Origin of the sequence: Thioclava dalianensis (genome assembly GCF_000715505.1) — a bacterium.
GTDB lineage: Bacteria > Pseudomonadota > Alphaproteobacteria > Rhodobacterales > Rhodobacteraceae > Thioclava > Thioclava dalianensis.
In genome coordinates this window covers 1-20,411 of the sequence record NZ_JHEH01000001.1, presented here as the reverse complement: position 1 = coordinate 20,411, position 20,411 = coordinate 1, and the positions used below count along the sequence as shown (strand labels likewise).

Genomic DNA, 20,411 nt, shown 5'->3' with positions numbered 1-20,411 from the left:
GGAGGTGCCATGACACACGATCCCGCCCAAGGCGCACCCGGTCGCGCCCGCCTCGTCTTTCCCGACCTTGCCCGCGCCATTGCGCTGATCGGCATGGCGATCTTCCATTTCACATTTGATTTACAGAATTTCGGCTTTGCCCCGCCCGGCACGATTTTCGAACCTGGCTGGGAGGCCTTCGCGCGTCTCGTCGCGGGCAGCTTCATCTTCTTGGCGGGCTTCAGCCTTGTGCTTGCGCATCGCCACGGCGTGCGGCTGCGCCCGTTCTGTCAGCGATTGGTCAAGCTGGTGGCGGCGGCGGCGCTGGTGAGCCTCGCCACCTATCTGATGATGCCGCAATTCTTCATCTATTACGGTATCTTGCACTCGATCGCGGTGAGCTCGGTGATCGGGCTCTTGCTGATCGCCCTGCCCTGGCCGCTGCTGGCCACGCTTGGCGTCGCGATCCTGTGGATCCATCTCGATTACGCCAATGCCGCGTTCAACCATCCCGCCCTGTGGTGGCTGGGCCTGTCGACGCAATGGCGTGCCTCCGTCGATTTCGAGCCGGTTTTTCCGTGGCTTGCGCCCTTGCTCTGGGGGATGGCTGCGGCCAAGCTCTCGGCCCGTCTGGGCTGGCTGGAGCGCGCGCCGCGCTACCGCATCGGGGAGCGGCGCGGGATCATGGCCGTGGCGCTGTTTGCCGGGCGCCACAGCCTGCCGATCTACCTGATCCACCAGCCCGTGCTCTTTGGTTTGACATGGGCGGTGTATCTGGCGCGCGGCTGATCAGTCGAACCGGCGCAGCCGCGCGATCAGCGCCGAGGTGTCCCAGCGGTTCCCGCCCATTGATTGCACGTCCTTGTAGAACTGATCGACCAGCGCGGTGACGGGCAGGCTTGCACCGATCTCGTCACCCGTTTGCAGACAAATCGCGAGATCCTTGCGCATCCAGTCGACAGCAAAGCCGTGCTCGAATTCGCCCTCAGCCATAGTCTTTGAGCGATTGGCCATCTGCCAGCTTCCCGCAGCCCCCTGAGAGATCACCTCGACCACCGAGGCGATATCGAGACCGGCTTTCTCGGCGAAGTTGAGGCTTTCCGAGAGCCCCTGCACGATCCCCGCAATCGCGATCTGGTTGCACATCTTGGTGACCTGTCCGGCCCCGGTCTCGCCGATCCGGCGGCAGATCTTGGCATAGGCCGCAATTACAGGCTCGGCCTTGTCATAATCAGCCTGAGCGCCGCCGCACATCACCGACAGCTGACCGTTCTCAGCGCCCGCCTGTCCGCCCGAGATCGGCGCGTCGACAAAGGCCACGCCATGCCCACCGGCCTCTTCGGCCAGGTCACGGGTGACGGCGGCCGAAACCGTGGTGTGATCGACAAAGATCGCCCCGGTTTTCATCCCCTTGAAGGCGCCGTCCTTGCCCAGACAGATCTCGCGCAGGTCATCGTCATTGCCCACGCAGGACATCACGAAATCGGCGCCCTTTGCGGCCTCGCGCGGGGTCGCCGCACTTGACCCGCCATGGGCCTTCACCCAGTCCTCGGCCTTGGCGGCGGTCCGGTTATAGACGGTGACGTCATGCCCTGCCGCCTGTAGGTGCCCCGCCATCGGATAGCCCATCACCCCGAGACCCAGAAATGCCAGTTTCGCCATGAAACTCTCCCTTGCGTGAATGCAATGACGCGCCTTGTGTGCGCTCTTGCGTTGATTGTGTCGTCGCGCTCAACTAGTAACGCGCGGACCGGGCGCGTCAACCGACGCCCCCAGACGAGGGAGTTGCAGGCAAGCATGTACAAGGCATTTCGATGGGGCGTGCGGCTGATCATGGCGGTGCTGGTTGGCATCGTTCTGGCAGGCGGGCTGGTCTGGTATTTTGCGTCGCGCTCCCTGCCCGATTACAACGCCACTTATAAGGTGGAAGGCTTGCAAGCCCCGGTCGAGATCGTGCGCACCACCGAGGATGTGCCCCATATCTTTAGCAAAGGCGATCCCGATGCGTTTTTTGCTCTGGGGCTCGCACATGCGCAGGACCGGCTGTGGCAGATGATGCTGATGCGCCGGACCGTGCAAGGCAGGCTTTCCGAGATGTTTGGCGCGCGCACGCTGAAAACTGACGAGTTGATGCGCCGCCTTGGCCTTTACGACGCAGCGGTCTCCTCTGTCGCCGCGCAGGACGACTACACAAAGAAGGCGCTCGAGGCCTATGCGCGCGGCGTCAATCAGTGGATTGAGATCGTCAACAAAGGCGCTATGGGGCGCGGGGCGCCCGAGTTCTTCCTGTTCAATTCCAAGATCAGCTATTGGACGCCCGCGGATTCGATTGCGATCATGAAGCTGATGGCGCTGCAACTCACCTCGCAGCTGCAAGACGAGGTGCTGCGCGCGCGCGTCTCGATGTTGGGCCATGGCTGGGTGAATGATTTGATGCCCGACGATACCGATCAGGCGACGGCCACCCTGCCCAGCTATGCCAGCCTGTTTCCCAGCGTCCCGCGCCAGACCGAGGTGGCCGATGGCGGTGAGGGCATGCTCTCGCCGGTGCCCGCACGCGGTCTGGCGGGCGCCTCCAACGCATGGGCAGCCGCCCCCGACCGCTCGGCGGCAGGCGGATCGCTGCTGGCCAATGACCCTCATCTGGGTCTGACCGCGCCCTCTGTGTGGTATCTCGCCCGGCTCCAGCTTCAGAGCGGCGGTGTGATCGGAGGCACGATCCCCGGCATGCCGCTGGTGCTTTCGGGGCGCAACAAGGATCTCGGCTGGGGGCTGACCACGGCCTATGTCGACGATCAGGATCTCTATATCGAACAGCTCGATCCCAAGGATCCGACGCAGTATCGCACCCCCGACGGCTATAAGAAGTTCCGCAGCAGACGGGTGATCATCAACGTCAAGGATGCCAAACCCGTCACAATCACCCTGCGCTGGACCGATAACGGCCCGGTCATCCCCGGCAGCCATTTCGATCTGGCCACCGTGACGCCGCCCAACTCGGTCGTCTCGCTGGCCTGGACCGCCCTCGATCCGAAAGACACCACGATGACTGGCGCGGTCGAGCTGATGCGCGCGCAATCGATCCCCGAGGCCCTGAAGGCCGCGCAGCAAATCGTCGCCCCCGCCCAGAACATCACGCTGGCCGACAAGACGGGCGTGGCACTTGTGACCGCCGGGAAGATCCCGCTGCGCGACAAGGACAATGTCACGCAAGGCCGGATGCCCGCGCCCGGCTGGGAAGAGAAAAACCGCTGGCAGGGCTATCTGCCCTTCAAGGACAACCCGCAATTCATCAATCCCAAGGGCGGGATCGTTCTCAACACCAACAACAAGACGGTGGATCGGCCCTTCCCCTATAATGTGAGCTTCAACTGGGGCGACACGCAGCGCATCCAGCGCCTGACCAAGCTGTTGGGCGAGCGCGAGGTGCATTCGCGCGACAGCTTCATCTCGGCGCAGCTCGACACTGTGAGCCCGGCGGCGCGCGGGTTGCTGCCGCTGGTGGGCGCCAATCTGTGGTTCACGGGCGACCCGGCCCCTGCGGGCACGCCCGAGCGGCAACGCCAGCGCGCACTAGAGCTGCTGGCCAGTTGGGATGGCGAGATGTCCGAGCACCTTCCCGAGCCGCTGATCTATGCGGCCTGGATGCGAGAGTTGCAAAACCGCCTGATCCGCGACGAGCTGGGCCCGCTGGCCAAACAGTTCACCCATATCGAGCCGGAGTTCATCGAGCGGGTGTTTCGCAACACCGATGGCGCGAGCCGCTGGTGCGATATCGTGCAGTCCGCCCCGAAAGAGACCTGCACCGATATCGCGCGCCAATCGCTCGACGCGGCCCTTCTGGACCTGACCAAGAAATACGGGCCCAATGTCGAGAGCTGGCGCTGGGGCGATGCCCATATCGCCGAGCAGGATCACCCGGTTCTGGGCAAGGTTCCGGGTCTGAAATGGTTCGTCAACATCCGCCAATCCACCTCCGGGGGCGATTTCACCCTCATGCGCGGCGAGACCCGTGGTGGCGACGGGCCCGATGCTTTCGCCAATGTCCATGCGGCAGGCTATCGCGAAGTGCTGGATTTCGCCGATCCCGACAGCTCGGTCTTTATCATCTCAACCGGGCAGTCCGGCCACCCGCTGAGCCATCACTACGACGATCTGGCCGAGCTGTGGCGCGCGGGCGATTACATCCCGATGTCGCTGGATCCAGCGCTGGCACGGGCAGCCTCTGTGGGCACGACCCATTTGCTGCCTGCAGGCAAACAAGGCGGAAACTAAGCCCATTCAGATGTCGGATGCCTCCGGCAAGGATATTTAGATCAAGAGGAAGTCAGCCGGTTTTTGGCTTCCTCTTGACGAAAATATCCTGGGGGGGACTGCCCAACCTGAAAAGATTTGGCAGCAGGGCAGAACCGCCCTCTTGGGCCTACGATCAAAGAGCGCGGAAACGGTTGCGCTGAGCCGCGCTCCATTCGACATCGCAGCGCCAGCCGGTCTCGCTCTGTTGCTCGGCGCGCACGACGTTTTGCTCGTGCAGCCAGGCATGTTTGCGCCCCTCGCTAAAGGGCACGTCGAGCGTCTCAAAGAGCTTTTCTTCGGCCAGCCGTGCATCGATCGCCGACAGCAACCCATCGAGCCCCGCGCCGCTGAGCGCAGAGACCGCCTCGATATCGGGCTCGCGCCCGGCCTGAACCTGAAGGGCGGCGCGCGGCTCCTCCGCCATCGCGTCGATCTTGTTCCAGACCTCCAAGAGCACGACGTCCTCATCGACCCCCAAGGTGCCTAGGATATCATTGACGTCCTGCGCCTGTTCCTCTGTCTCGGGATGCGAGATGTCGCGCACATGCAAGATCAGATCGGCCTCAAGCACCTCTTCGAGCGTGGCGCGGAAAGCTGCGACCAGCTCATGGGGCAGATCCGAGATGAAACCCACCGTGTCGGACAGGATCACCTTGCGCCCAGAGGGCAGCGTCAGCCCGCGCATCGTGGGATCGAGCGTGGCAAACAGCATGTCCTGCGCGAAGACCTCGGCGCCGGTCACCTTGTTGAACAAGGTCGACTTGCCCGCGTTGGTATAGCCCACCAGCGCCACAATCGGGAACGGGATCTTGCGACGCGCGGCGCGGTGCAGCTCGCGGGTTTTGACCACGCGGGCCAATTGGCGGCGCAGGCGCACCATCTGGTCGTCAATGGCGCGGCGGTCGGCCTCGATCTGCGTCTCGCCCGGCCCGCCCACGAAACCCAAACCACCGCGCTGGCGCTCAAGGTGGGTCCAGGCCCGCACGAGGCGCGTGCGCTGATAGCTAAGTGCGGCCAGTTCGACCTGCAACACACCCTCGCGGGTGCGCGCGCGATCCGCGAAAATCTCGAGGATCAGCCCGGTGCGGTCCAACAGTTTGACGCCCCATTCCTTCTCGAGATTGCGCTGCTGCACCGGCGAGACCGGACCGTCGATCAGCACCAGCTCAATCTCATCAGCCTCGAGCTGCGTCTTGAGCTCGGCCATTTTGCCCGTGCCAAACAAATGGCCCGGATGGGGTTTGGGCAGGCGCACCACCTGCCCGCCCACGACCTCTAGGCCGGGCAGCGCATGGGCAAGCGCCTCGGCCTCGGCGAGGGCGAATTTCGGCAAATGCCGAGGGCCCTCTCGCGACGGGATGTCGGGATGGAGCACATAAGCCCGTGTGGGCGCGCGTTCGGAGACGTGAAGTTCACTCAAGGCGGGGCGCTCAGTCGTCGCCTTCATAGAGCGAGATCGGTTGCCCCGGCATGATCGTCGAGATCGCGTGCTTATAGACAAGCTGCGACTGGCCATCGCGGCGCAGAAGCACGCAGAAATTGTCGAACCAGGTGATCACACCTTGCAGTTTCACTCCGTTGATCAGGAAGATCGTCACCGGAACCTTGGTCTTGCGAACGTGGTTGAGGAATGCGTCCTGAAGGTTCTGTTTGTCGCCAGCCATTGTTCTTGCCCTTGTTTTTGTCGCGGATTACGGGACAGCTCCGTTGACCCGTCTGTTTCCTCAAGTATGCAGTGCAAGGCCGGAGATTCCAGCCCAAAAAACAAATTGTTAGGTTGTACGCATTATTTTGCCGGATCTATGGCTTTTCAGCCGCGCCAGAACTCCGGGTTGAAGAGCGCGATGATCGCCAAAGTCTCAAGCCGCCCCAAGACCATAGCCAGCGCGAATATGGCTTTGATCGGCTCACTCAGATGGGCCCAGCTCAGCGGCACATCGGCTGCAATGCCTGCCAGCGGCCCGGTATTGGAGAGCGCGGCGATAGTCAGGATCGTGGCGGGCTCGAAGGACAGGCCAAAGAGCGAAACCAGCATCATCACCGCCGCGATCGAGATCGCAAACAGCATGAAGAAAATCCAGCTGATATAGGCCCCGTCACGACGCAGTTTGCGCGCCATGGCACCGCCGCCTGCCACCGAGGTCGGGTAGATCAGCTTGTCCAGCTCGCGCTCACCATGGCGCAACAGCGCATAGACCCGCAAGAGCCGCACCCCGCCCGCCGTGGTCGCAACGCCCCCGCCGATGATCGCGAGCCCCGCAAGGATCAGGCCCGGCGTGCCCAGCCCCGACCAGTTGCGCGCCTCTTGCCACGCGGTGGATTCAAAACCGGTCGTGGTCAGGAAAGACAGCGAAGTGAAAAGGCTTCCCCAGATCGAATCGAAGATCGCGATAAAATTGGTGGGCATCTTCACTTCCAGCGCCGCGATCCAGTGACGCAGGAACAAGAACAGCGGCACGATCAAGATCAACACGGCAGCCAGACGCAGCTCGGGGTCGTCGCGGCGCCGATCAGAGGCGCGCAGCTCGCCGCCGCCCGGCCAAAGCCTGCGCGACAGCGCCGGGATCAGGAACACGAAGATCAGAAACTCGCCCACCAGCCCCGAATTGCTGCCCTCCATCCCGCCCACAGGCGAGATCCCCGAGGTGCACAGCGTCGACATCGCGTGAATGAAAGCGGTGAGCGGCGTGTCGCCCGCCATCAGCAGCAGCAGCCACAACCCGCCGGTCATCGCGATATAGGCGGGCGCAATGCGCGTTGCGTAATGGGCCACGCGCTCGCTCGTATCGGCCCCGCCCTCGGCTGCGGGTGCGCCGGATTTGGGCGCGCCCGACGGGCCGCCCGAGAAGAACACCTCAAAGCCGCCCAAGCGCATCGGTGCGAGCACCGCAATCGCCATCACCAGCATGTAAAACCCGCCGAGCCACGCCACCAACCCGCGCCACAGATGGAGCGAGCCCGCAAGGCGCGTGGGCTCATAAAGCGAGCCGCCGGTCGTGGTGAGCGAGGAGACCATCTCCCACCAGCTGTTGAAATAGGACGTGTCGGGCAGCGAGATATAGAACGGCACCGCAAGCATCATCGGCAGGATCAGAAACACCGCCAGCATGCTCAGAAGGTTCGCCCGCCCCGCGCGGCGCGGTCGCGGGTTGGAGGCATTGGCGAGAGCCACAAGGCTCGAGACGAAGAAGAACAGCGTGCCCGAATAGAAAAACGCCCGCGCGATCAGGTGGTGATGGGTGATCAGCGCATGGGTCGCGGGCAAATACATCGCAAGCGAAGAGACCAGCATGAGCTGGATCGAAACCGGCAATCCGCGCAGACGCATCAACATCAGAAGAAGTCGATGGACACCTGCAACAGGCGCTCCACCTCCGGCACATCAGGGCTCAATGCGAAGAGCACGACGATATCGCCCTCCTCAACGCGGGTATTGCCCGAGGGTTTGACCAGCTTGTCGCCCTTGCGGATCATCCCGATCAGCACACCTTCGGGGAAGTCGATCTCGCGCACCATCTTGCCCGACATCGGCGAGGTACCCATCACCTGCGCCTCGATCACCTCCGCCTCTGCATCGCCGATCGAGTAGATCGCGCGCACCCGCCCGTGCCGGATATGGCGCAGGATAGAGGACACGGTGGTCGCGCGCGGGTTGATATAGGCGTCGATATCGAGCGCGCTGAGCAAGGGGGCGAGCGTCGGATCGTTGATCAGACAGATCGCCATCCGACAGCCCGCCTGCTTGGCGCGCACCGAGACCAGAATGTTGGTCTTGTCGTCATCGGTGACCGCAAGTACCGCATCGGCATTGCCGATATTGGCCTCTTCAAGCAGCTCCGAGCTCATCCCGTCGCCATTGAGCACGATCGTGCGGTCGAGCGCATCGGCGGCCGCTTCCGCCTGCTCGCGCCGTCCCTCGATGATCTTGGCGCGCACCCGGTCCGAGCGCGCCTCAAGCGCGCGGGCCACGCCAAGGCCCACATTGCCGCCGCCAATGATCACAATCCGCTCTTGCTTGCGGGTGGATTTGCCAAAGATATCAAGCGTGCGCGCGGTATCCTCGACATGAGAAAAGACATAGATCTGATCGCCTGCGAACAGCTGATCGCCCGGCTCCGGGGCAAACAGCCGCCCCTCGCGCCGGATCCCCACGACCAAGGCCCGCAGCGTCGAGAACAGATCCGTAAGCTGGCGCAGCGGTGTCTCAAGCACCGGGCATTCCGGGTCCAGCTCGATCCCCAGAAGTTGCAGATCACCGTCCAGAAAACTCTCGGTGTCAAAAGTCGAGGGCGCGGCCAGACGCTGCAACGCAGCTTCCGCCACTTCGCGCTCGGGGCTGATCACCACGTCGATGGGCAGGTGATCGCGCCGATAGAGATCGGCATATTCGGGCTGCAGATAAGCCTGCGCGCGGATTCGCGCGATCTTGCGGGTCACCCCAAAGACCGACATGGCGACCTGACAGGTCACCATATTCACCTCGTCCGAATGGGTGGCCGCAATCATCAGATCGCAATCGCGCGCGCCTGCACGCTCAAGCACATCCGGATGCGAGGCAAAGCCCACAACGCCCTGAACGTCCAGCGTATCGGCGGCGCGGCGTACCAGATCGGGGTTCGAATCGACCACCGTCACATCGTTGCGTTCCCCGGCAAGATGGCGTGCGATTTGCCAGCCGACCTGACCTGCACCGCAGATGATGACTTTCATGGATGATACTCCGCCCGCTCGTGTCGACCCTATCTAGGCCGCGATTGGCCACAGGGTCAAACGGGAAGCGCATCACCGCGCGTGATGCGCGAAAGCAGATCGCCACCTCTTTTCCGACCGCGTGCCCTGTGGCATTCTTGAACGATGAGCAAAGTGAGCAATCTCAATCAGTTTCGCAAGCAACAGGCCCGCGCGAAGAAACGCGCGCAGGGCGCTGAAAATGCTGCGAAATTCGGTCGCACCGCCGCCCAGAAAAAGAGTGACGACGCACAGCGCGCGCTCCGTGATCGCCAGCTTGACGGGCATCGCCGCGAGGATGAGACATGAGCCGCCCCAAGAAGCGCTCGCTGACGCTGGGCGGGCATCGCACCTCGGTGACGCTTGAGGATGAATTCTGGCGCGCCTTTCGCGATGTCGCACGCGATAAAGGCATGGGGATCAACGCGCTGGCGTCTGAAATTGATGTCGAACGCGGTGTTGAGACCGGGCTTGCCACGGCGATGCGGCTTTACGTTCTGGCCTATTACCGGGCGCGCGCGATCTCATAGGGCAGACCTGCGCGCACCGCCGATTCCGCCGCCGCCGCGAGCCCTTTGCGCGAGTCGAAATCCGAGACATTGACAGGACGGTGAAACACCACCTCGACGCCACCCTGATGCTTTTGCGCCAAGACTTTGAGCAGATGCGGACCAAAGGCCATATCGCCCCACCAGCCGTAAAAGCGCGGATCTTCGCCCTCGGGCGGCCGGTAGATCACCGTGACCGGCTGGATCTGCATGATCCGGTCTAGGCCGTGACTGAAGAACGCTTCAAAAAGCGTTGGTTTAAAAGGCAAAACCCGGCGCGCATCTGTTGAAGTGCCCTCTGGGAAGAACAGCAGGTGATGACCCGCGCGGATACGCTCCTCGAAAATTTTTTGCTGCGCCTTGGCTTCGCTGCGGGCGCGCCGGATGAAGACGGTCCCGGTGGAGCGGGCGAGCCAACCGATGAAAGGCCAGCGCGCGACCTCGGCCTTGGAGACGAAATAGACGCTCTGGCACGCATTAAGCGCAAAGATATCGAGCCACGAGCCGTGATTGGCGACAACCGCGCCGATCTGTGTCATCGGAAGCCCCGTCACCTTGTACTCGATCCCAAGGATCGGAAAGGCCATCCGGCAGACAAACCGCGTGATATGCGGCGTCCAAGGGCGGCGCATCCCGTGTTTGGGCGCCTCGATGAGCCGGATCAGCAGCAGTATGATGAGCCCGCCAAAGGTCACGCTCCCGAGCATCAGACCGCGCCACAACACGCGCGCCCAACCCACTGCGCCGATCTGTGTCACCGGCGGCTCTGCCTCAATCCAACTCATGCACGCTCCTCGAACCGGCGGGTATAAAAGGCCCGGTGGCGTGCGCTCATCGCCTCGGTATCCATCAGCAGCAAGACATCGGTGGTGTTGAAGGCGTGATCGATGAATGCGCCCTCGCCCACAAACCCGCCAAGCCGGAGATAGGCTTTGATCAGATTGGGCATATCCGCCATCGCGGCGCGCCGATCCAACGCGTCCTCTGCCACCAGATCCATCGGCTGGAAGGCCTCGCGCAGTGCGCGCACACGCAGCGCCTCGGGGGCGAGGTGATGGTGATGCAGCCAGGCCAGAGGTTGCGCCAGAGCCGTCGCATCCGTGCCGTGAAACGAGGCCACGCCGAACAGGATTTCGACGTCATGGGCCAGCACGTAATCCCCGAGCGCATTCCACATCAGCAACATCGCAGCCCCGCCCCGATAATCGGGATGCACGCAGGACCGTCCCAGTTCCAACAGCTTGCGGTTTGAGCGTCGCAACGGCCCCAGGTCATACTCGCTATCGCAGTAAAACCGCCCCGCGCGCGCCGCCTGATCACTGCGCAACAGCCGGTAGGCGCCCACGACGTGATCGCCCGAAGCCCGGGCGGGATCGATGAGAACGAGGTGATCGCAGACCGCGTCGAGAGAATCCCGCTCGATACGCGCGGCATGATCCACCGTCGCACCGCCACCGCCCAATTCCTCAACGAAAACACGGTAGCGCAGGCGCTGCGACGCCTCGAGATCGCAGGCTGTCTCGGCCAGTCGAATTTCGAAGGAAGCGGTGTCAGTCACGCGGCCCCATCCCTTGATCGTGTCGCAGGTACATAGAAACCCGTATCGCGCTTGGCAATATCTCTCAACCAAACGCGGGGGCTTGCGAGGCCGCGGCGTTGCGCGCATGCTTCAACAAAGACAGAGCAAAGATTAACCTTTTATCAACCTTGATCGGGCAAAACCAACTCCAGCGGCACCTGCCGGCCATCAATCACCAGCTTTCCTGCATGCTCGAAATTGACCGTGACCCTCTGCGCAATCCGCGACTGCACCTGCCCCACACCCCAATCGGGTTCGCGGGGATTTCGCACCAACATTCCGGGTTCGAGTATTTCGTACATCACGCCCTCACTTTCGGAGATATAAATGCCCCTTGAGCCCTCCGACGCAAGTCTTGACGACGAGTCTCTGGCCGCATTGTTGGGATCTCGGCTCTGTCACGACCTGATCAGTCCGCTGGGCGCAATTGGAAACGGGGTCGAGCTGCTGGCGCTTTCGGGTCAGCAGCTTGGGCCAGAGATGGAGCTGATCGCGCAAAGCGTGGAGGCCGCGAATGCACGGGTCAAATTCTTTCGCGTGGCGTTCGGGCAGGCCGGGCAGGAGCAGCGCTTGGGACAGGCCGAGATTTCGGGGCTGCTCGATGGTATGTTTGCCCAAGGTCGGATCGCCGTTGACTGGCAGATATCAGGCGACCTGCCGCGCGCCGAGGTGAAGCTGGCCTTTCTGGCGATCCTCTGTCTGGAGACGCTCCTGCCCTTTGGCGGTGTGCTGCGGATTGCATCGGGATCCAAGGGTTGGGTCCTCAGCGCGCAGGGCGAAAAAAGCAGGCCGCAGGCCGCGCCTTGGAAGGCGCTGAACGGCGGTCTGCATGACATCACTCCCGCCCAGGTGCAGTTCGCCCTTCTGCCGCGCGAAATGGCGCGGCTGGGGCGCTCTCTGAGCTGGGAGATCGGTGAGGCGGGCGGCACGATCCGGCTATAGCCGAACCGCACCGCCACCCGCCTTAGGCGCGCAAGGTGCCTTTTCCCGTAACTTGATATTTGAACGAAGTGAGCTGTTCGGCCCCGACCGGGCCGCGCGCATGCATCTTGCCGGTCGCAATCCCGATCTCGGCCCCCATCCCGAACTCGCCGCCATCGGCAAATTGAGTCGAGGCGTTATGCATCAAGATCGCGCTGTCGAGCCTCGCGAAGAACTGCCTGGCCACCGCCGCATCCTCGGTCACGATCGCATCGGTATGCTGGCTGCCATAGGTCTGGATATGCGCAATCGCGCCCTCCAGCCCATCAACCAGACGCGCCGCACAGATCATGTCGAGAAACTCGCGCCCGAAATCCTCCGGCGTGGCGGGCACTGTGCCGACAATCTCGCTCAATTCCCCCTCAACGCGCATCTCGACACCGGCCGCCACCAGCGCCTCGATCACAGCCGCGCCGTGACGCGCATAAAAGGCACGATCCAGCAGCAGGCATTCCATCGACCCGCAGATCCCGGTCCGCCGCGTCTTGGCGTTGAGCGCGATCTCTACCGCCATCGCCGGATCGGCTTCGGCATCGAGATAGACGTGGCAGATCCCCTCAAGATGGGCAAAGACGGGCACGCGCGCCTCGCGTTGCACGAGACCCACCAGCCCCTTGCCGCCGCGCGGCACGATCACGTCGATATAGGCCGTCGCACGCAGCATCTCGGTCACCGCCGAGCGGTCGCGCGTCGGCACAAGCTGGATCGCGTCCTCGGACAGCCCCGCGCCGCGCAGCCCCTCCACCAGACAGGCATGGATCGCCCGGCTCGAATGATAGCTCTCCGAGCCACCGCGCAAGATCACCGCATTGCCCGATTTAAGGCAGAGCGCGCCCGCATCTGCCGTCACATTGGGCCGCGATTCATAGATGACGCCGATCACGCCAAGCGGCGTGCGCACGCGCTCGATATGGAGGCCTGACGGCATGTCCCACGCAGCAATCACATCGCCCACGGGGTCGGTTTGCCCAGCCACCGCGCGCAAACTGTCGGCGATTGCGCTCAAACGCGCCTCGTCGAGCATCAGGCGGTCCATCATCGCCGGGCTCAGCCCTTTTGAGGCGCCATAAGCCATGTCTTCGCCATTCGCGGTGAGGATCTCTGCGCGCCGGGCCAAGATCGCCTCGGCGGCCCCGATCAGCGCGGCATCCTTACGCTCGGCACTGGCTACACTGAGCTCGGTTGCCGCCGCGCGGGCCTGCGTGCCCAGCTGATCGATAAGGGTTTTTGCGTCCAATTCGTCTTTCATCGCGTCACTCCTGCCGGGGCGCTGCTGCCCCTCGTCTTGTCCATTCCGGGACCCGAAAGCGGGCCCGTCTCGCTGTCAGATCGCCGCCCATGGCGGCAAGGCTGGTCGAAACCTTGGGACAAAGAGGATCATGACGGTCTCCATACCTGTTCGCCCGGATATAACCGCCCGAAGGCGGTATCTCAAGCGAAACAGGGAAAGAAGTGGCGCGGTTGACGGGGCTCGAACCCGCGACCCCCGGCGTGACAGGCCGGTACTCTAACCAACTGAGCTACAACCGCGCACAACACTCGGGGCGATCTGGATGGTGGCGCGGTTGACGGGGCTCGAACCCGCGACCCCCGGCGTGACAGGCCGGTACTCTAACCAACTGAGCTACAACCGCGCACAACACTCGGGGCGATCTGGATGGTGGCGCGGTTGACGGGGCTCGAACCCGCGACCCCCGGCGTGACAGGCCGGTACTCTAACCAACTGAGCTACAACCGCGCACAACACTCGGGGCGATCTGGATGGTGGCGCGGTTGACGGGGCTCGAACCCGCGACCCCCGGCGTGACAGGCCGGTACTCTAACCAACTGAGCTACAACCGCGTATTTCCATCTGCCCAGATCGCCATCCGAGCGTGGGATGCGTAATACGCAGGTCCCCTACCCCCGTCAAGCGGCCCGACGCGAAAAAATGCGGCAAATTTCACGCCATCGAATTTCGGCCTTTCTTTGCTGAGAATTAAAAGGCCCGACCCTTGGATTTTTCCAAAGGGCCGGGCCGGATTGTGGCGGGGCGGACCGAGAGACCTGCCCGTCGCCTTAGGCAAATCAGCGCTCGGGCGCGGGAATGAACTCGGCGTCATCGTCGGGCGGCAGGCGGAAGCGGCCATGCGCCCAATCGCCCGCCCGCCAAGCTTCCTTGGCGGCATCCAGCTTGTCGCGGGAGGAGGCCACGAAGTTCCACCAGATATAGCGCGGACCGTTCATCGTGGCCCCACCAAGAATCGTCACACGCGCGCCCTGTGGGCCCGCTGTGAGCGAGATCCGATCCCCGGGGCGGAAGACCAGCATCTGACCCGTCTCATAGGTCTCACCCGCCACGGTGACAGCGCCATTCAGGACATAGACGCCGCGATCCTCGTGATTGTCGGGCAAAGGCAGCTTGGCGCCCGCCTCAAGTGTCGCATCGGCGTAAAACATCTCGGAGGGCAGTTTGAGCGGAGCGCGCGCCCCCCAAGCATCGCCCAGCACAAGGCGCACCTGTTTACCCTCGCCCTCTAGGAGCGGCAGCGCCTCGGCACCGACATGCTCGAAACGCGCCTGCCCTTCCTCCTGATCCTCCGGCAGCGCAACCCATGTCTGCACGCCAAAGAGATCCTGACCTGTCTCGCGCACCTTGCCATCGGTGCGCTCGGAATGGGTGATTCCGTAGCCCGCGCTCATCCAGTTCACAGCGCCCGGCGTGATCCATTGATTGGTGCCCAGAGAATCGCGGTGATGCAGCCGACCTTTGAGCAGATAGGTCACGGTGGCCAAGCCAATATGCGGATGGGGGCGGATGTCGATGCCGCGACTGCCCGAGAGAAACTCGACCGGGCCGATCTGATCGAAGAAAATGAACGGCCCGATCATCTGGCGCGCAGCCGAGGGCAAGGCGCGCCGCACTTCGAAACCGCCGATATCGCGCGCCCGGGGGGCGATGACGGTCTCAATGGCATCGACAGCATCGCCAATCGGAATGTCGGGATCGAGGGCGGGATTCCAGCTCATGAGATGTCTCCTTCCGTTTGGCTTAAAGCTAGGTCAAATCGCCGGAGTTTCACAGCGCGATACCCGCGCAGATCCTCTGCGCCTTAGCGCAGCACATGGGGTGTGCTTGTGGGAACTGGTGGGCGGTGAGGGGCTCGAACCCCCGACATCTTCGGTGTAAACAAAGCGGATCGTCGCCAAGCTATTGATATTTAGCCCCTGAAACACTTCGTATATGGGCGATGTTCTCGGTTTGGCCAAGGAATTTCGGCCTTTCCAGGTTCAGTGAACTTTGGAGCACTTCGTAAATGGAGCCAGAGATTGACAGGCCCCACATGAAGAGAGGCCACTTCGCCAGCCTCAACTGCCTGCAGTGTGGCCACGGGCGCATACTTGAGCTCGCAGACCTGCCGCGAGAGTGGCTCGATGAAATGGGGTGGACCATCAGGCCCGAGATTCTCGCGCGGATGAGGTGCGCCCGCTGCGGGCATCGAGGAAGGCCAGACGTTCGCTTTGGCTGGACGGCTGGCAAGGTTTAGCGGGTAATGCTGACGCTATTGGCAACGCTGCTTTCCCCTGATGCCATTTTGCTACCTTTTGAAGCAGATTATCTCGAACATATTTAACCAAACCATACAGCATGTACTCTCTATCAGCTTTTGAGAGGAGAGACACATGAAAAGCTTTATATTTGCCTTAGCCGGTATTTGTGCGTTGTCAGCATGCGCGGGGGAAGGCGTTGGATATGCCTTCGAAAACTATGACTTCAAGCCATCGCTTTATTCTGCGGACGGCAGAACGTGGCGCATCTTCGACCGTCCAGACCTTGGCAAGTTCATGATCACTCCGACCGTTGGAAAGGCCTCGCTAGAGGGAGCAAAAGCCGGTGCAACATTTGGGATCGGCGGGAACAATATGAAGCTCGAGCAAACCTTCCGCGATGCTGCCAGATCATTTGCTTCCAGTAAGGGGTGCACTATCACTGAAAACCGCATGGTTTTGGTTGCACAGTGGGAATACTCTTACACCTGCAAATGAACTAAAACCATTGGCGAGCCGATTGGATCGGCTTGCCCTGGACCGCTGGTAAGGTTTAGCTGATTGAATTCATATTTCAGGCTTGGCGGGGAGCATTCGCAGTTCTCCCCGCCGAACGGTTCCGGGTCGCGATCCCGGCTATCCGCCCCATCCCACCCGAGAGATGGGTACCCCGATGTCCGCAAGACTGCGACGCAGATCATCGGTATTCCAAAACTTGTCTATATCGCCAATATCTCCGAGACAACAGTGGCTGATGTCCGCTTTTGCTCCTCAGTTGGATTCGAGCGCCATCAGCGCCCGCTGTTCTGCTCGCCCTTCGTCGGACAAATCTCGCTCATCAGCTTGCGGTCCGATCAGGTGGCCGAATTTCCGCGCCGCCTGCCAGTGCCCGCGACACTGGATGCCAAGATCGCCGTGCAGATCCTCGGTGTGGCACGGCCAGTCCTCCGGTTGCAGGTGAGACGCAGACCGCCTGTAGCTATCCGTCGCGCCGCGGAACGGGCACGTCTCACATCTTCGCCTCGCTCGCTCCATGCCTTCGCTCCTGTTTAGACCTTGTTGCGGGACTTGCGAACATTGGCGGCATTCTGCTCTGCGGCCACCATATCCAGCAAGTCGGTGATATCGTCGCCAGCCTCATAGAGAGCTGACCCGTTGCCGCGCACCGTGTGAACGTAAACCAGCATCCCGCACGACCAAATGCGCTCGATGGTCTGGCGCGCATGCGCGGGCGAGAACCCGATGCAGAGCGGCGTGGCGAAAAAAACCTGATCACCGGCAGGCAATACCGTGCCCATCACGTCGAGGAAAACCGCGCGCTTCTTGAGCAGCCCCGGCCAGTTCGTCGTTCTCTTTCCGGTCACATCATCCACGATCAGTGCTGAGATATCCTTGCGCCCCAGCATCGATTCAGTGACGCCCCAAGCGCGGGCCCGGGCAATCTGCTCACCCCTCGATGGCAGGCGTTCATTGACGGTAACGACAGCCCATTTCCCGTTGAACGGGTCCTCTTTCTTATCAATGTCCATCCCACTCGCTTTCTGTCCGCTTTCTTTCTCAGTACAGAAAGCAATTGCAAGCGTCAACAGAATGTGCTTTCTGTAAATGATATGAAAGCGCAACAATGGAACATAGGAGAGCCGACTAAATGACTGAAGAAATTGCGACCAGCGAGACATCGCGCCACACCAATGAAAAGCCGATGATTGGCGTTTTTTCCAAGACCGATCAGCTCTTGCTTCGAGGGGCTCCGAACGGTGGATGGATTGTCGCAGCTCACAACGGGAAATCCGCATTTCAGGAAGAGATTATCGGTGCATATGGCAGCGCGGCAGAGATGATCTGCGCCCTACAGAGCGCTTTGGTCGACCAGTCCTAAAACCCCGGAGGCGCTATGTGCGAAGATTTTGACGAGGACTTCTGCCAATGCCCACGATGTTCGGGATGGGGCGAAATCGACTGCCATTGCGGTGGCGACCTGTGCGTCTGCGAAAACTACGGACAAGCATCCTGCCCGCTTTGCCACGGCGAAGGAGAGGTTTCAGAGGCGCTCTACGAAAAATACCTCGAAACGCAGCGCGAGAATGCACAGCTATTTGCCGAGGCGTGCGCCAAGATTGAAGCAGAAAAACAACAGTCCAACTAACTCCCGGAGTAACCCATGCCAAAGCATCCGACACCAAACAGGCCAGGCCACTACTGGGCCAAGCTGGTCCATCCGACACGCATGCCCGAGGGCGAGGATTGGGCGTCCACAGACTGGGAGGTCGTTCAGGTCAACGACAACAACGGGGAGGGCGATGAGCGGTTGAGTGTCAGCGTCCCCGGGATCGAACCCGGGCAGTGGATCCCCGATTTCGTGTGGGGCCCGGAAGTGCGCCCTTTCAACCAGTCCAACTGAGCCCGGAGGGGCCGATGCCAGATGAAACCTACAGCACAGACGGGCCGGAATGCCCATACTGCGGCCACCAGCACCAGCCGAGCGAAGATCCCGCCAACTATTACAATGAGAGCAACGACAGCAGCACATGCGAAAGCTGCGACAAGGACTTCGAAATGTCGATCCATGTCTCTCACTCATGGACCTGCAAACCATTTGACGACTGAATCCAACAATCCCCCGGAGGAACCACCATGAAGACTGAACAGCAGTATCTTGACGCCATCGACGCCGAAGCGGTGCGGGTTGGCTACATGCCGCAGGGCGAAAGCCTTGTCGCGACTACCGGGCCTGAGCCGTGGCTTGAAGCGTGGCGGGAAGACCCGACGCTGACCGCAGAGGAACAGGTCGAGGCCGAAATCGAAGCGGCCCGCGAGTCCATCTAAACCCCGAAAGGAGTCGCAGATGCGCAAGAAAATGACCCCCGAGCAAAGGGTCGAGGCTATCCGATCCGCAGCCGTGGCTTTTGCGAATGACTACGGGCCGCTGCCCGCCGCGAACGCTGGCGATGAGGCCGCGCGCCACGAAGTAGCGCACCGGCTATGGAAGGCACTGCGCGCTCAAGGCTTGAGCATCGTAACCGCCGACAAAATCCAATCCAACTGACCCCGGAGGCCGACATGACGCAGAAGTATTGCAATGAATGCCTGTGCGGCGAATGGGCGGCTGGCCCGATATGCGAGTGCGGCAACTGCAATGATTGCTGCACATGCGCCGACGATGAATGTGACTGTGCGGCCTGCCAGCACCGCCGTGAAAACCACGATCCTAGCGCCGAAGATCAGGCGCTATACGAAGCCGAAAACGACTAGTCCTAAAAACCCCGGAGGCCGATATGCCATATCAGACCATAGACGATCACACCCAGATCAAGCCCGGCGACATGCTAGAATATCGCTGCCCACGCTTCGGGCTTGTCACTCAATGGAAGGTCGCAGGTATCCACCTCGGCGCGCTGCACGTCGAGAGCATGATCGAGGTGCAGCCCCTCACGAACAAGCCCGCAGTCGGCAACGAGAAGATGATGGTTCCTGAGAAAATGACGCGGGGACTGACCATCATCCGAGCCGAGTCCTAAACCCCCAGAAACCTGCGCGTAGCCAAACTGGATAAGGCACGGAACTTCTATTTCTGAGATTGCGGGTTCGAATCCCGCCGCGCAGTCCAAACACCCCGGATGATTGGCCAGTCGGCGAGTAGACTGCACCGCCGACTGGACGCAGCCAGATCCGCCTGCAATCACCCATCCGCAGGCGCGACAACCTGCACAAGCCCGCGATGCAGAGACCCGCACGCCCGCAACGCGGCGCGGTCCCGGCCCCAGCCGATCTCTACATCGCGATCGCTCATTGCCCCCGGCGTGATCGCCACCGGCGCAGCGCAAGGCACCAGCAGCGACGGCGGGATAACTGGCGCAATCGGTGTCGCCTGCTCATCGCTGCCGCAGCCGCTCAACGCGGCCAGCAGACAGGCCGCAGCTATTTGACGTGTCAGCATATGCCTGATCCTCCAGTTGCTGCCCCAGCGCGTAATTCTCGGCCTGTGCTGCGAGGCGGGCCACCTCTGCGGCGGTGTTGGCCGCGTTTGCCTCGTTCGCAGCGCGTTGCGCCTTGTTCGTGGCGTGGATCTGCGACTGCAACGCATCCGCATCCCGTGCGCGCTCATAGGTGCCGCGAGCGAGCCACCCAGCCCAGAACGCCGCGACGATCACCCCGACGCCAAAGATCAGGCGCCAGCTAGGCATTGCCCAGCCCAGACACGCAGTTGACCCATTCCGCGTCGCGCCGGTTGACCAGCCCGCGCATGATCCGCCCGCCTGCGCGATTGTACCAAGTCATGGCATCGCAGCTCCCGCGAATGTCGCCGGCATTCAGGCGGCGCATTGCCGTCGCGCGGCCAGCGGTCACCCAGCCGAGATTGATCGAGAAGCTGGTCCACGCCCCACCGCGCGGCACGGTGATCCGGCTGCGCAAGGTTGCTTCGGTCATATAGGCGGCAACCCCGCGCCAATACTCGGTTGCCTCAGAGCGCAGCATCGCCTTGCAATGCGCGGGCGTGAGCACCATGCCTAGCTTCACCCCCCGCGTGGTGCCCGAGCAGATCGTCGGCACATCTCCGGGCACCGGAATATATGCCTTGAGACGCACGCCTTCCCATTTCTCAAGGAAGGGCAGCGCGCTCTCGATGATCTGCTTTTCGGTGACGGATGCGCCGGAGGTGATCGGCGCATTGCGCGGCTGGAACTTCGCCTCGGGCAGTCCGCCCGCATTCGCAGACGGGACCGCCAGCAGGCCAAGGATTGAGATCACCACCAGAGCGATGATGATCCGCA

At 62.1% G+C, this 20,411-nt stretch carries 25 protein-coding genes, 5 tRNA genes and 1 pseudogene; 14 read left to right on the top strand and 17 right to left on the bottom strand.

The window, feature by feature from the left end:
- The first annotated feature begins 9 nt into the window (after positions 1–9).
- Positions 10–768, top strand: a complete 759-nt coding sequence (locus DL1_RS00160) for a heparan-alpha-glucosaminide N-acetyltransferase (protein ID WP_038061444.1) — start codon at positions 10–12, stop codon at positions 766–768.
- Here DL1_RS00160 and DL1_RS00155 read toward each other — a convergent pair.
- A pseudogene (locus DL1_RS00155) lies at positions 769–1,683 on the bottom strand (NAD(P)-dependent oxidoreductase); the annotation flags it as partial. It lies immediately after the preceding gene.
- Between the two features lie 93 nt (positions 1,684–1,776).
- On the opposite strand from DL1_RS00155, the gene DL1_RS00150 reads away from it, so the two are divergent.
- Positions 1,777–4,254 (top strand): penicillin acylase family protein, encoded by a 2,478-nt coding sequence (locus DL1_RS00150; protein WP_038060698.1) that lies wholly within the window; start codon positions 1,777–1,779, stop codon positions 4,252–4,254.
- A 154-nt stretch (positions 4,255–4,408) separates the two neighbouring features.
- On the opposite strand, the gene hflX is transcribed toward DL1_RS00150, so the two are convergent.
- The 4 genes from hflX to trkA form a co-directional block, all read right to left on the bottom strand.
- Entirely contained in the window at positions 4,409–5,722 is a 1,314-nt protein-coding gene (gene hflX / locus DL1_RS00145) for a GTPase HflX (RefSeq protein ID WP_051693209.1), read from the bottom strand.
- Positions 5,706–5,939 (bottom strand): RNA chaperone Hfq, encoded by a 234-nt coding sequence (gene hfq, locus DL1_RS00140; RefSeq protein WP_038060695.1) that lies wholly within the window; start codon positions 5,937–5,939, stop codon positions 5,706–5,708. The genes hflX and hfq overlap by 17 nt, the downstream gene beginning before the upstream one ends.
- Positions 5,940–6,085: 146 nt before the next feature.
- Positions 6,086–7,609, bottom strand: coding sequence for a TrkH family potassium uptake protein (locus DL1_RS00135; RefSeq protein ID WP_081856210.1), 1,524 nt, complete (start codon positions 7,607–7,609; stop codon positions 6,086–6,088).
- Complete coding sequence (trkA, locus tag DL1_RS00130) at positions 7,609–9,018, bottom strand: Trk system potassium transporter TrkA (RefSeq protein WP_342727275.1); 1,410 nt, start codon at positions 9,016–9,018, stop codon at positions 7,609–7,611. Before trkA ends, DL1_RS00135 begins: the two co-directional genes overlap by 1 nt.
- A 111-nt stretch (positions 9,019–9,129) precedes the next feature.
- On the opposite strand from trkA, the gene DL1_RS00125 reads away from it, so the two are divergent.
- Both DL1_RS00125 and DL1_RS00120 read left to right on the top strand, forming a co-directional pair.
- Positions 9,130–9,312, top strand: a complete 183-nt coding sequence (locus DL1_RS00125; protein ID WP_038060688.1) for a DUF4169 family protein — start codon at positions 9,130–9,132, stop codon at positions 9,310–9,312.
- Entirely contained in the window at positions 9,309–9,533 is a 225-nt protein-coding gene (locus DL1_RS00120; RefSeq protein WP_038060686.1) for a ribbon-helix-helix domain-containing protein, read from the top strand. Before DL1_RS00125 ends, DL1_RS00120 begins: the two co-directional genes overlap by 4 nt.
- On the opposite strand, the gene olsA is transcribed toward DL1_RS00120, so the two are convergent.
- The 3 genes from olsA to DL1_RS00105 all read right to left on the bottom strand — a co-directional run bounded on the left by olsA (position 9,509) and on the right by DL1_RS00105 (position 11,432).
- Positions 9,509–10,336 (bottom strand): lyso-ornithine lipid O-acyltransferase, encoded by an 828-nt coding sequence (gene olsA / locus DL1_RS00115; RefSeq protein ID WP_038060684.1) that lies wholly within the window; start codon positions 10,334–10,336, stop codon positions 9,509–9,511. The two genes, DL1_RS00120 and olsA, sit on opposite strands and share 25 nt — an antisense overlap.
- Positions 10,333–11,109 carry an L-ornithine N(alpha)-acyltransferase gene (olsB, locus tag DL1_RS00110; protein WP_038060682.1) on the bottom strand — a complete coding sequence of 259 codons (777 nt, stop codon included), beginning with the start codon at positions 11,107–11,109 and terminating at the stop codon, positions 10,333–10,335. Before olsB ends, olsA begins: the two co-directional genes overlap by 4 nt.
- 143 nt (positions 11,110–11,252) lie before the next feature.
- Positions 11,253–11,432 (bottom strand): DUF3553 domain-containing protein, encoded by a 180-nt coding sequence (locus DL1_RS00105; protein ID WP_038060680.1) that lies wholly within the window; start codon positions 11,430–11,432, stop codon positions 11,253–11,255.
- A 25-nt stretch (positions 11,433–11,457) separates the two neighbouring features.
- Between DL1_RS00105 and DL1_RS00100 the strand changes: the two genes are divergently transcribed.
- Complete coding sequence (locus DL1_RS00100) at positions 11,458–12,072, top strand: histidine phosphotransferase family protein (protein ID WP_038060677.1); 615 nt, start codon at positions 11,458–11,460, stop codon at positions 12,070–12,072.
- 22 nt (positions 12,073–12,094) lie between these two features.
- Here the strand turns inward: DL1_RS00100 and DL1_RS00095 are convergent, their stop codons facing one another.
- The 6 genes from DL1_RS00095 to DL1_RS00070 form a co-directional block, all read right to left on the bottom strand.
- On the bottom strand, positions 12,095–13,360 hold the full coding sequence (locus DL1_RS00095) for a glutamate-5-semialdehyde dehydrogenase (protein WP_038060674.1): 1,266 nt from the start codon (positions 13,358–13,360) through the stop codon (positions 12,095–12,097).
- 204 nt (positions 13,361–13,564) lie between these two features.
- Positions 13,565–13,641, bottom strand: a tRNA-Asp gene (locus tag DL1_RS00090).
- 27 nt (positions 13,642–13,668) lie between these two features.
- Positions 13,669–13,745: transfer RNA gene (locus DL1_RS00085), tRNA-Asp, on the bottom strand.
- 27 nt (positions 13,746–13,772) lie between these two features.
- Positions 13,773–13,849: transfer RNA gene (locus DL1_RS00080), tRNA-Asp, on the bottom strand.
- 27 nt (positions 13,850–13,876) lie between these two features.
- Positions 13,877–13,953: transfer RNA gene (locus tag DL1_RS00075), tRNA-Asp, on the bottom strand.
- Positions 13,954–14,178: 225 nt separating this feature from the next.
- A complete protein-coding gene (locus DL1_RS00070) occupies positions 14,179–15,120 on the bottom strand; it encodes a pirin family protein (RefSeq protein ID WP_038060670.1) in 942 nt (313 codons plus the stop codon).
- A 654-nt stretch (positions 15,121–15,774) separates the two neighbouring features.
- Between DL1_RS00070 and DL1_RS00060 the strand changes: the two genes are divergently transcribed.
- On the top strand, positions 15,775–16,137 hold the full coding sequence (locus tag DL1_RS00060; RefSeq protein WP_038060667.1) for a hypothetical protein: 363 nt from the start codon (positions 15,775–15,777) through the stop codon (positions 16,135–16,137).
- A 551-nt stretch (positions 16,138–16,688) separates the two neighbouring features.
- On the opposite strand, the gene DL1_RS00050 is transcribed toward DL1_RS00060, so the two are convergent.
- A complete protein-coding gene (locus tag DL1_RS00050; RefSeq protein ID WP_143081736.1) occupies positions 16,689–17,225 on the bottom strand; it encodes a hypothetical protein in 537 nt (178 codons plus the stop codon).
- A gap of 62 nt (positions 17,226–17,287) precedes the next feature.
- Here DL1_RS00050 and DL1_RS00045 point away from each other — a divergent pair, with 62 nt between their 5' ends.
- From DL1_RS00045 to DL1_RS00015, 8 genes are all read left to right on the top strand, one after another.
- A complete protein-coding gene (locus DL1_RS00045) occupies positions 17,288–17,518 on the top strand; it encodes a hypothetical protein (RefSeq protein WP_038060660.1) in 231 nt (76 codons plus the stop codon).
- Positions 17,519–17,533: 15 nt separating this feature from the next.
- Positions 17,534–17,785: a hypothetical protein gene (locus tag DL1_RS00040; protein ID WP_038060658.1), complete on the top strand. Its 252-nt coding sequence runs from the start codon at positions 17,534–17,536 to the stop codon at positions 17,783–17,785.
- Between the two features lie 15 nt (positions 17,786–17,800).
- Entirely contained in the window at positions 17,801–18,040 is a 240-nt protein-coding gene (locus DL1_RS00035) for a hypothetical protein (RefSeq protein ID WP_038060655.1), read from the top strand.
- A gap of 14 nt (positions 18,041–18,054) precedes the next feature.
- Positions 18,055–18,246 (top strand): hypothetical protein, encoded by a 192-nt coding sequence (locus tag DL1_RS21455; RefSeq protein ID WP_143081735.1) that lies wholly within the window; start codon positions 18,055–18,057, stop codon positions 18,244–18,246.
- 27 nt (positions 18,247–18,273) lie between these two features.
- Positions 18,274–18,465, top strand: a complete 192-nt coding sequence (locus DL1_RS00030) for a hypothetical protein (protein ID WP_038060652.1) — start codon at positions 18,274–18,276, stop codon at positions 18,463–18,465.
- A 19-nt stretch (positions 18,466–18,484) separates the two neighbouring features.
- Positions 18,485–18,685 carry a hypothetical protein gene (locus DL1_RS00025; RefSeq protein ID WP_038060650.1) on the top strand — a complete coding sequence of 67 codons (201 nt, stop codon included), beginning with the start codon at positions 18,485–18,487 and terminating at the stop codon, positions 18,683–18,685.
- A gap of 229 nt (positions 18,686–18,914) precedes the next feature.
- A complete protein-coding gene (locus DL1_RS00020; RefSeq protein ID WP_038060647.1) occupies positions 18,915–19,157 on the top strand; it encodes a hypothetical protein in 243 nt (80 codons plus the stop codon).
- A 12-nt stretch (positions 19,158–19,169) separates the two neighbouring features.
- A tRNA-Arg gene (locus tag DL1_RS00015) sits at positions 19,170–19,246 on the top strand.
- A gap of 265 nt (positions 19,247–19,511) precedes the next feature.
- Here the strand turns inward: DL1_RS00015 and DL1_RS20690 are convergent.
- Both DL1_RS20690 and DL1_RS00005 read right to left on the bottom strand, forming a co-directional pair.
- Positions 19,512–19,823, bottom strand: coding sequence for a hypothetical protein (locus DL1_RS20690; protein ID WP_051693208.1), 312 nt, complete (start codon positions 19,821–19,823; stop codon positions 19,512–19,514).
- Positions 19,816–20,411: lysozyme (locus tag DL1_RS00005; RefSeq protein WP_156022711.1), on the bottom strand; the 596-nt coding region annotated here is incomplete at its 5' end. The genes DL1_RS20690 and DL1_RS00005, both read right to left, overlap by 8 nt.

Coding starts and splice junctions, on each gene's coding strand:
- DL1_RS00160 (WP_038061444.1), top strand. CDS start 10: ATGACACACGATCCCGCCCAAGGCGCACCCGGTCGCGCCCGCCTCGTC.
- DL1_RS00150 (WP_038060698.1), top strand. CDS start 1,777: ATGTACAAGGCATTTCGATGGGGCGTGCGGCTGATCATGGCGGTGCTG.
- hflX (WP_051693209.1), bottom strand. CDS start 5,722: ATGAAGGCGACGACTGAGCGCCCCGCCTTGAGTGAACTTCACGTCTCC.
- hfq (WP_038060695.1), bottom strand. CDS start 5,939: ATGGCTGGCGACAAACAGAACCTTCAGGACGCATTCCTCAACCACGTT.
- DL1_RS00135 (WP_081856210.1), bottom strand. CDS start 7,609: ATGTTGATGCGTCTGCGCGGATTGCCGGTTTCGATCCAGCTCATGCTG.
- DL1_RS00125 (WP_038060688.1), top strand. CDS start 9,130: ATGAGCAAAGTGAGCAATCTCAATCAGTTTCGCAAGCAACAGGCCCGC.
- DL1_RS00120 (WP_038060686.1), top strand. CDS start 9,309: ATGAGCCGCCCCAAGAAGCGCTCGCTGACGCTGGGCGGGCATCGCACC.
- olsA (WP_038060684.1), bottom strand. CDS start 10,336: ATGAGTTGGATTGAGGCAGAGCCGCCGGTGACACAGATCGGCGCAGTG.
- DL1_RS00105 (WP_038060680.1), bottom strand. CDS start 11,432: ATGTACGAAATACTCGAACCCGGAATGTTGGTGCGAAATCCCCGCGAA.
- DL1_RS00100 (WP_038060677.1), top strand. CDS start 11,458: ATGCCCCTTGAGCCCTCCGACGCAAGTCTTGACGACGAGTCTCTGGCC.
- DL1_RS00095 (WP_038060674.1), bottom strand. CDS start 13,360: ATGAAAGACGAATTGGACGCAAAAACCCTTATCGATCAGCTGGGCACG.
- DL1_RS00070 (WP_038060670.1), bottom strand. CDS start 15,120: ATGAGCTGGAATCCCGCCCTCGATCCCGACATTCCGATTGGCGATGCT.
- DL1_RS00060 (WP_038060667.1), top strand. CDS start 15,775: ATGAAAAGCTTTATATTTGCCTTAGCCGGTATTTGTGCGTTGTCAGCA.
- DL1_RS00045 (WP_038060660.1), top strand. CDS start 17,288: ATGACTGAAGAAATTGCGACCAGCGAGACATCGCGCCACACCAATGAA.
- DL1_RS00040 (WP_038060658.1), top strand. CDS start 17,534: ATGTGCGAAGATTTTGACGAGGACTTCTGCCAATGCCCACGATGTTCG.
- DL1_RS00035 (WP_038060655.1), top strand. CDS start 17,801: ATGCCAAAGCATCCGACACCAAACAGGCCAGGCCACTACTGGGCCAAG.
- DL1_RS21455 (WP_143081735.1), top strand. CDS start 18,055: ATGCCAGATGAAACCTACAGCACAGACGGGCCGGAATGCCCATACTGC.
- DL1_RS00030 (WP_038060652.1), top strand. CDS start 18,274: ATGAAGACTGAACAGCAGTATCTTGACGCCATCGACGCCGAAGCGGTG.
- DL1_RS00025 (WP_038060650.1), top strand. CDS start 18,485: ATGCGCAAGAAAATGACCCCCGAGCAAAGGGTCGAGGCTATCCGATCC.
- DL1_RS00020 (WP_038060647.1), top strand. CDS start 18,915: ATGCCATATCAGACCATAGACGATCACACCCAGATCAAGCCCGGCGAC.
- DL1_RS20690 (WP_051693208.1), bottom strand. CDS start 19,823: ATGCCTAGCTGGCGCCTGATCTTTGGCGTCGGGGTGATCGTCGCGGCG.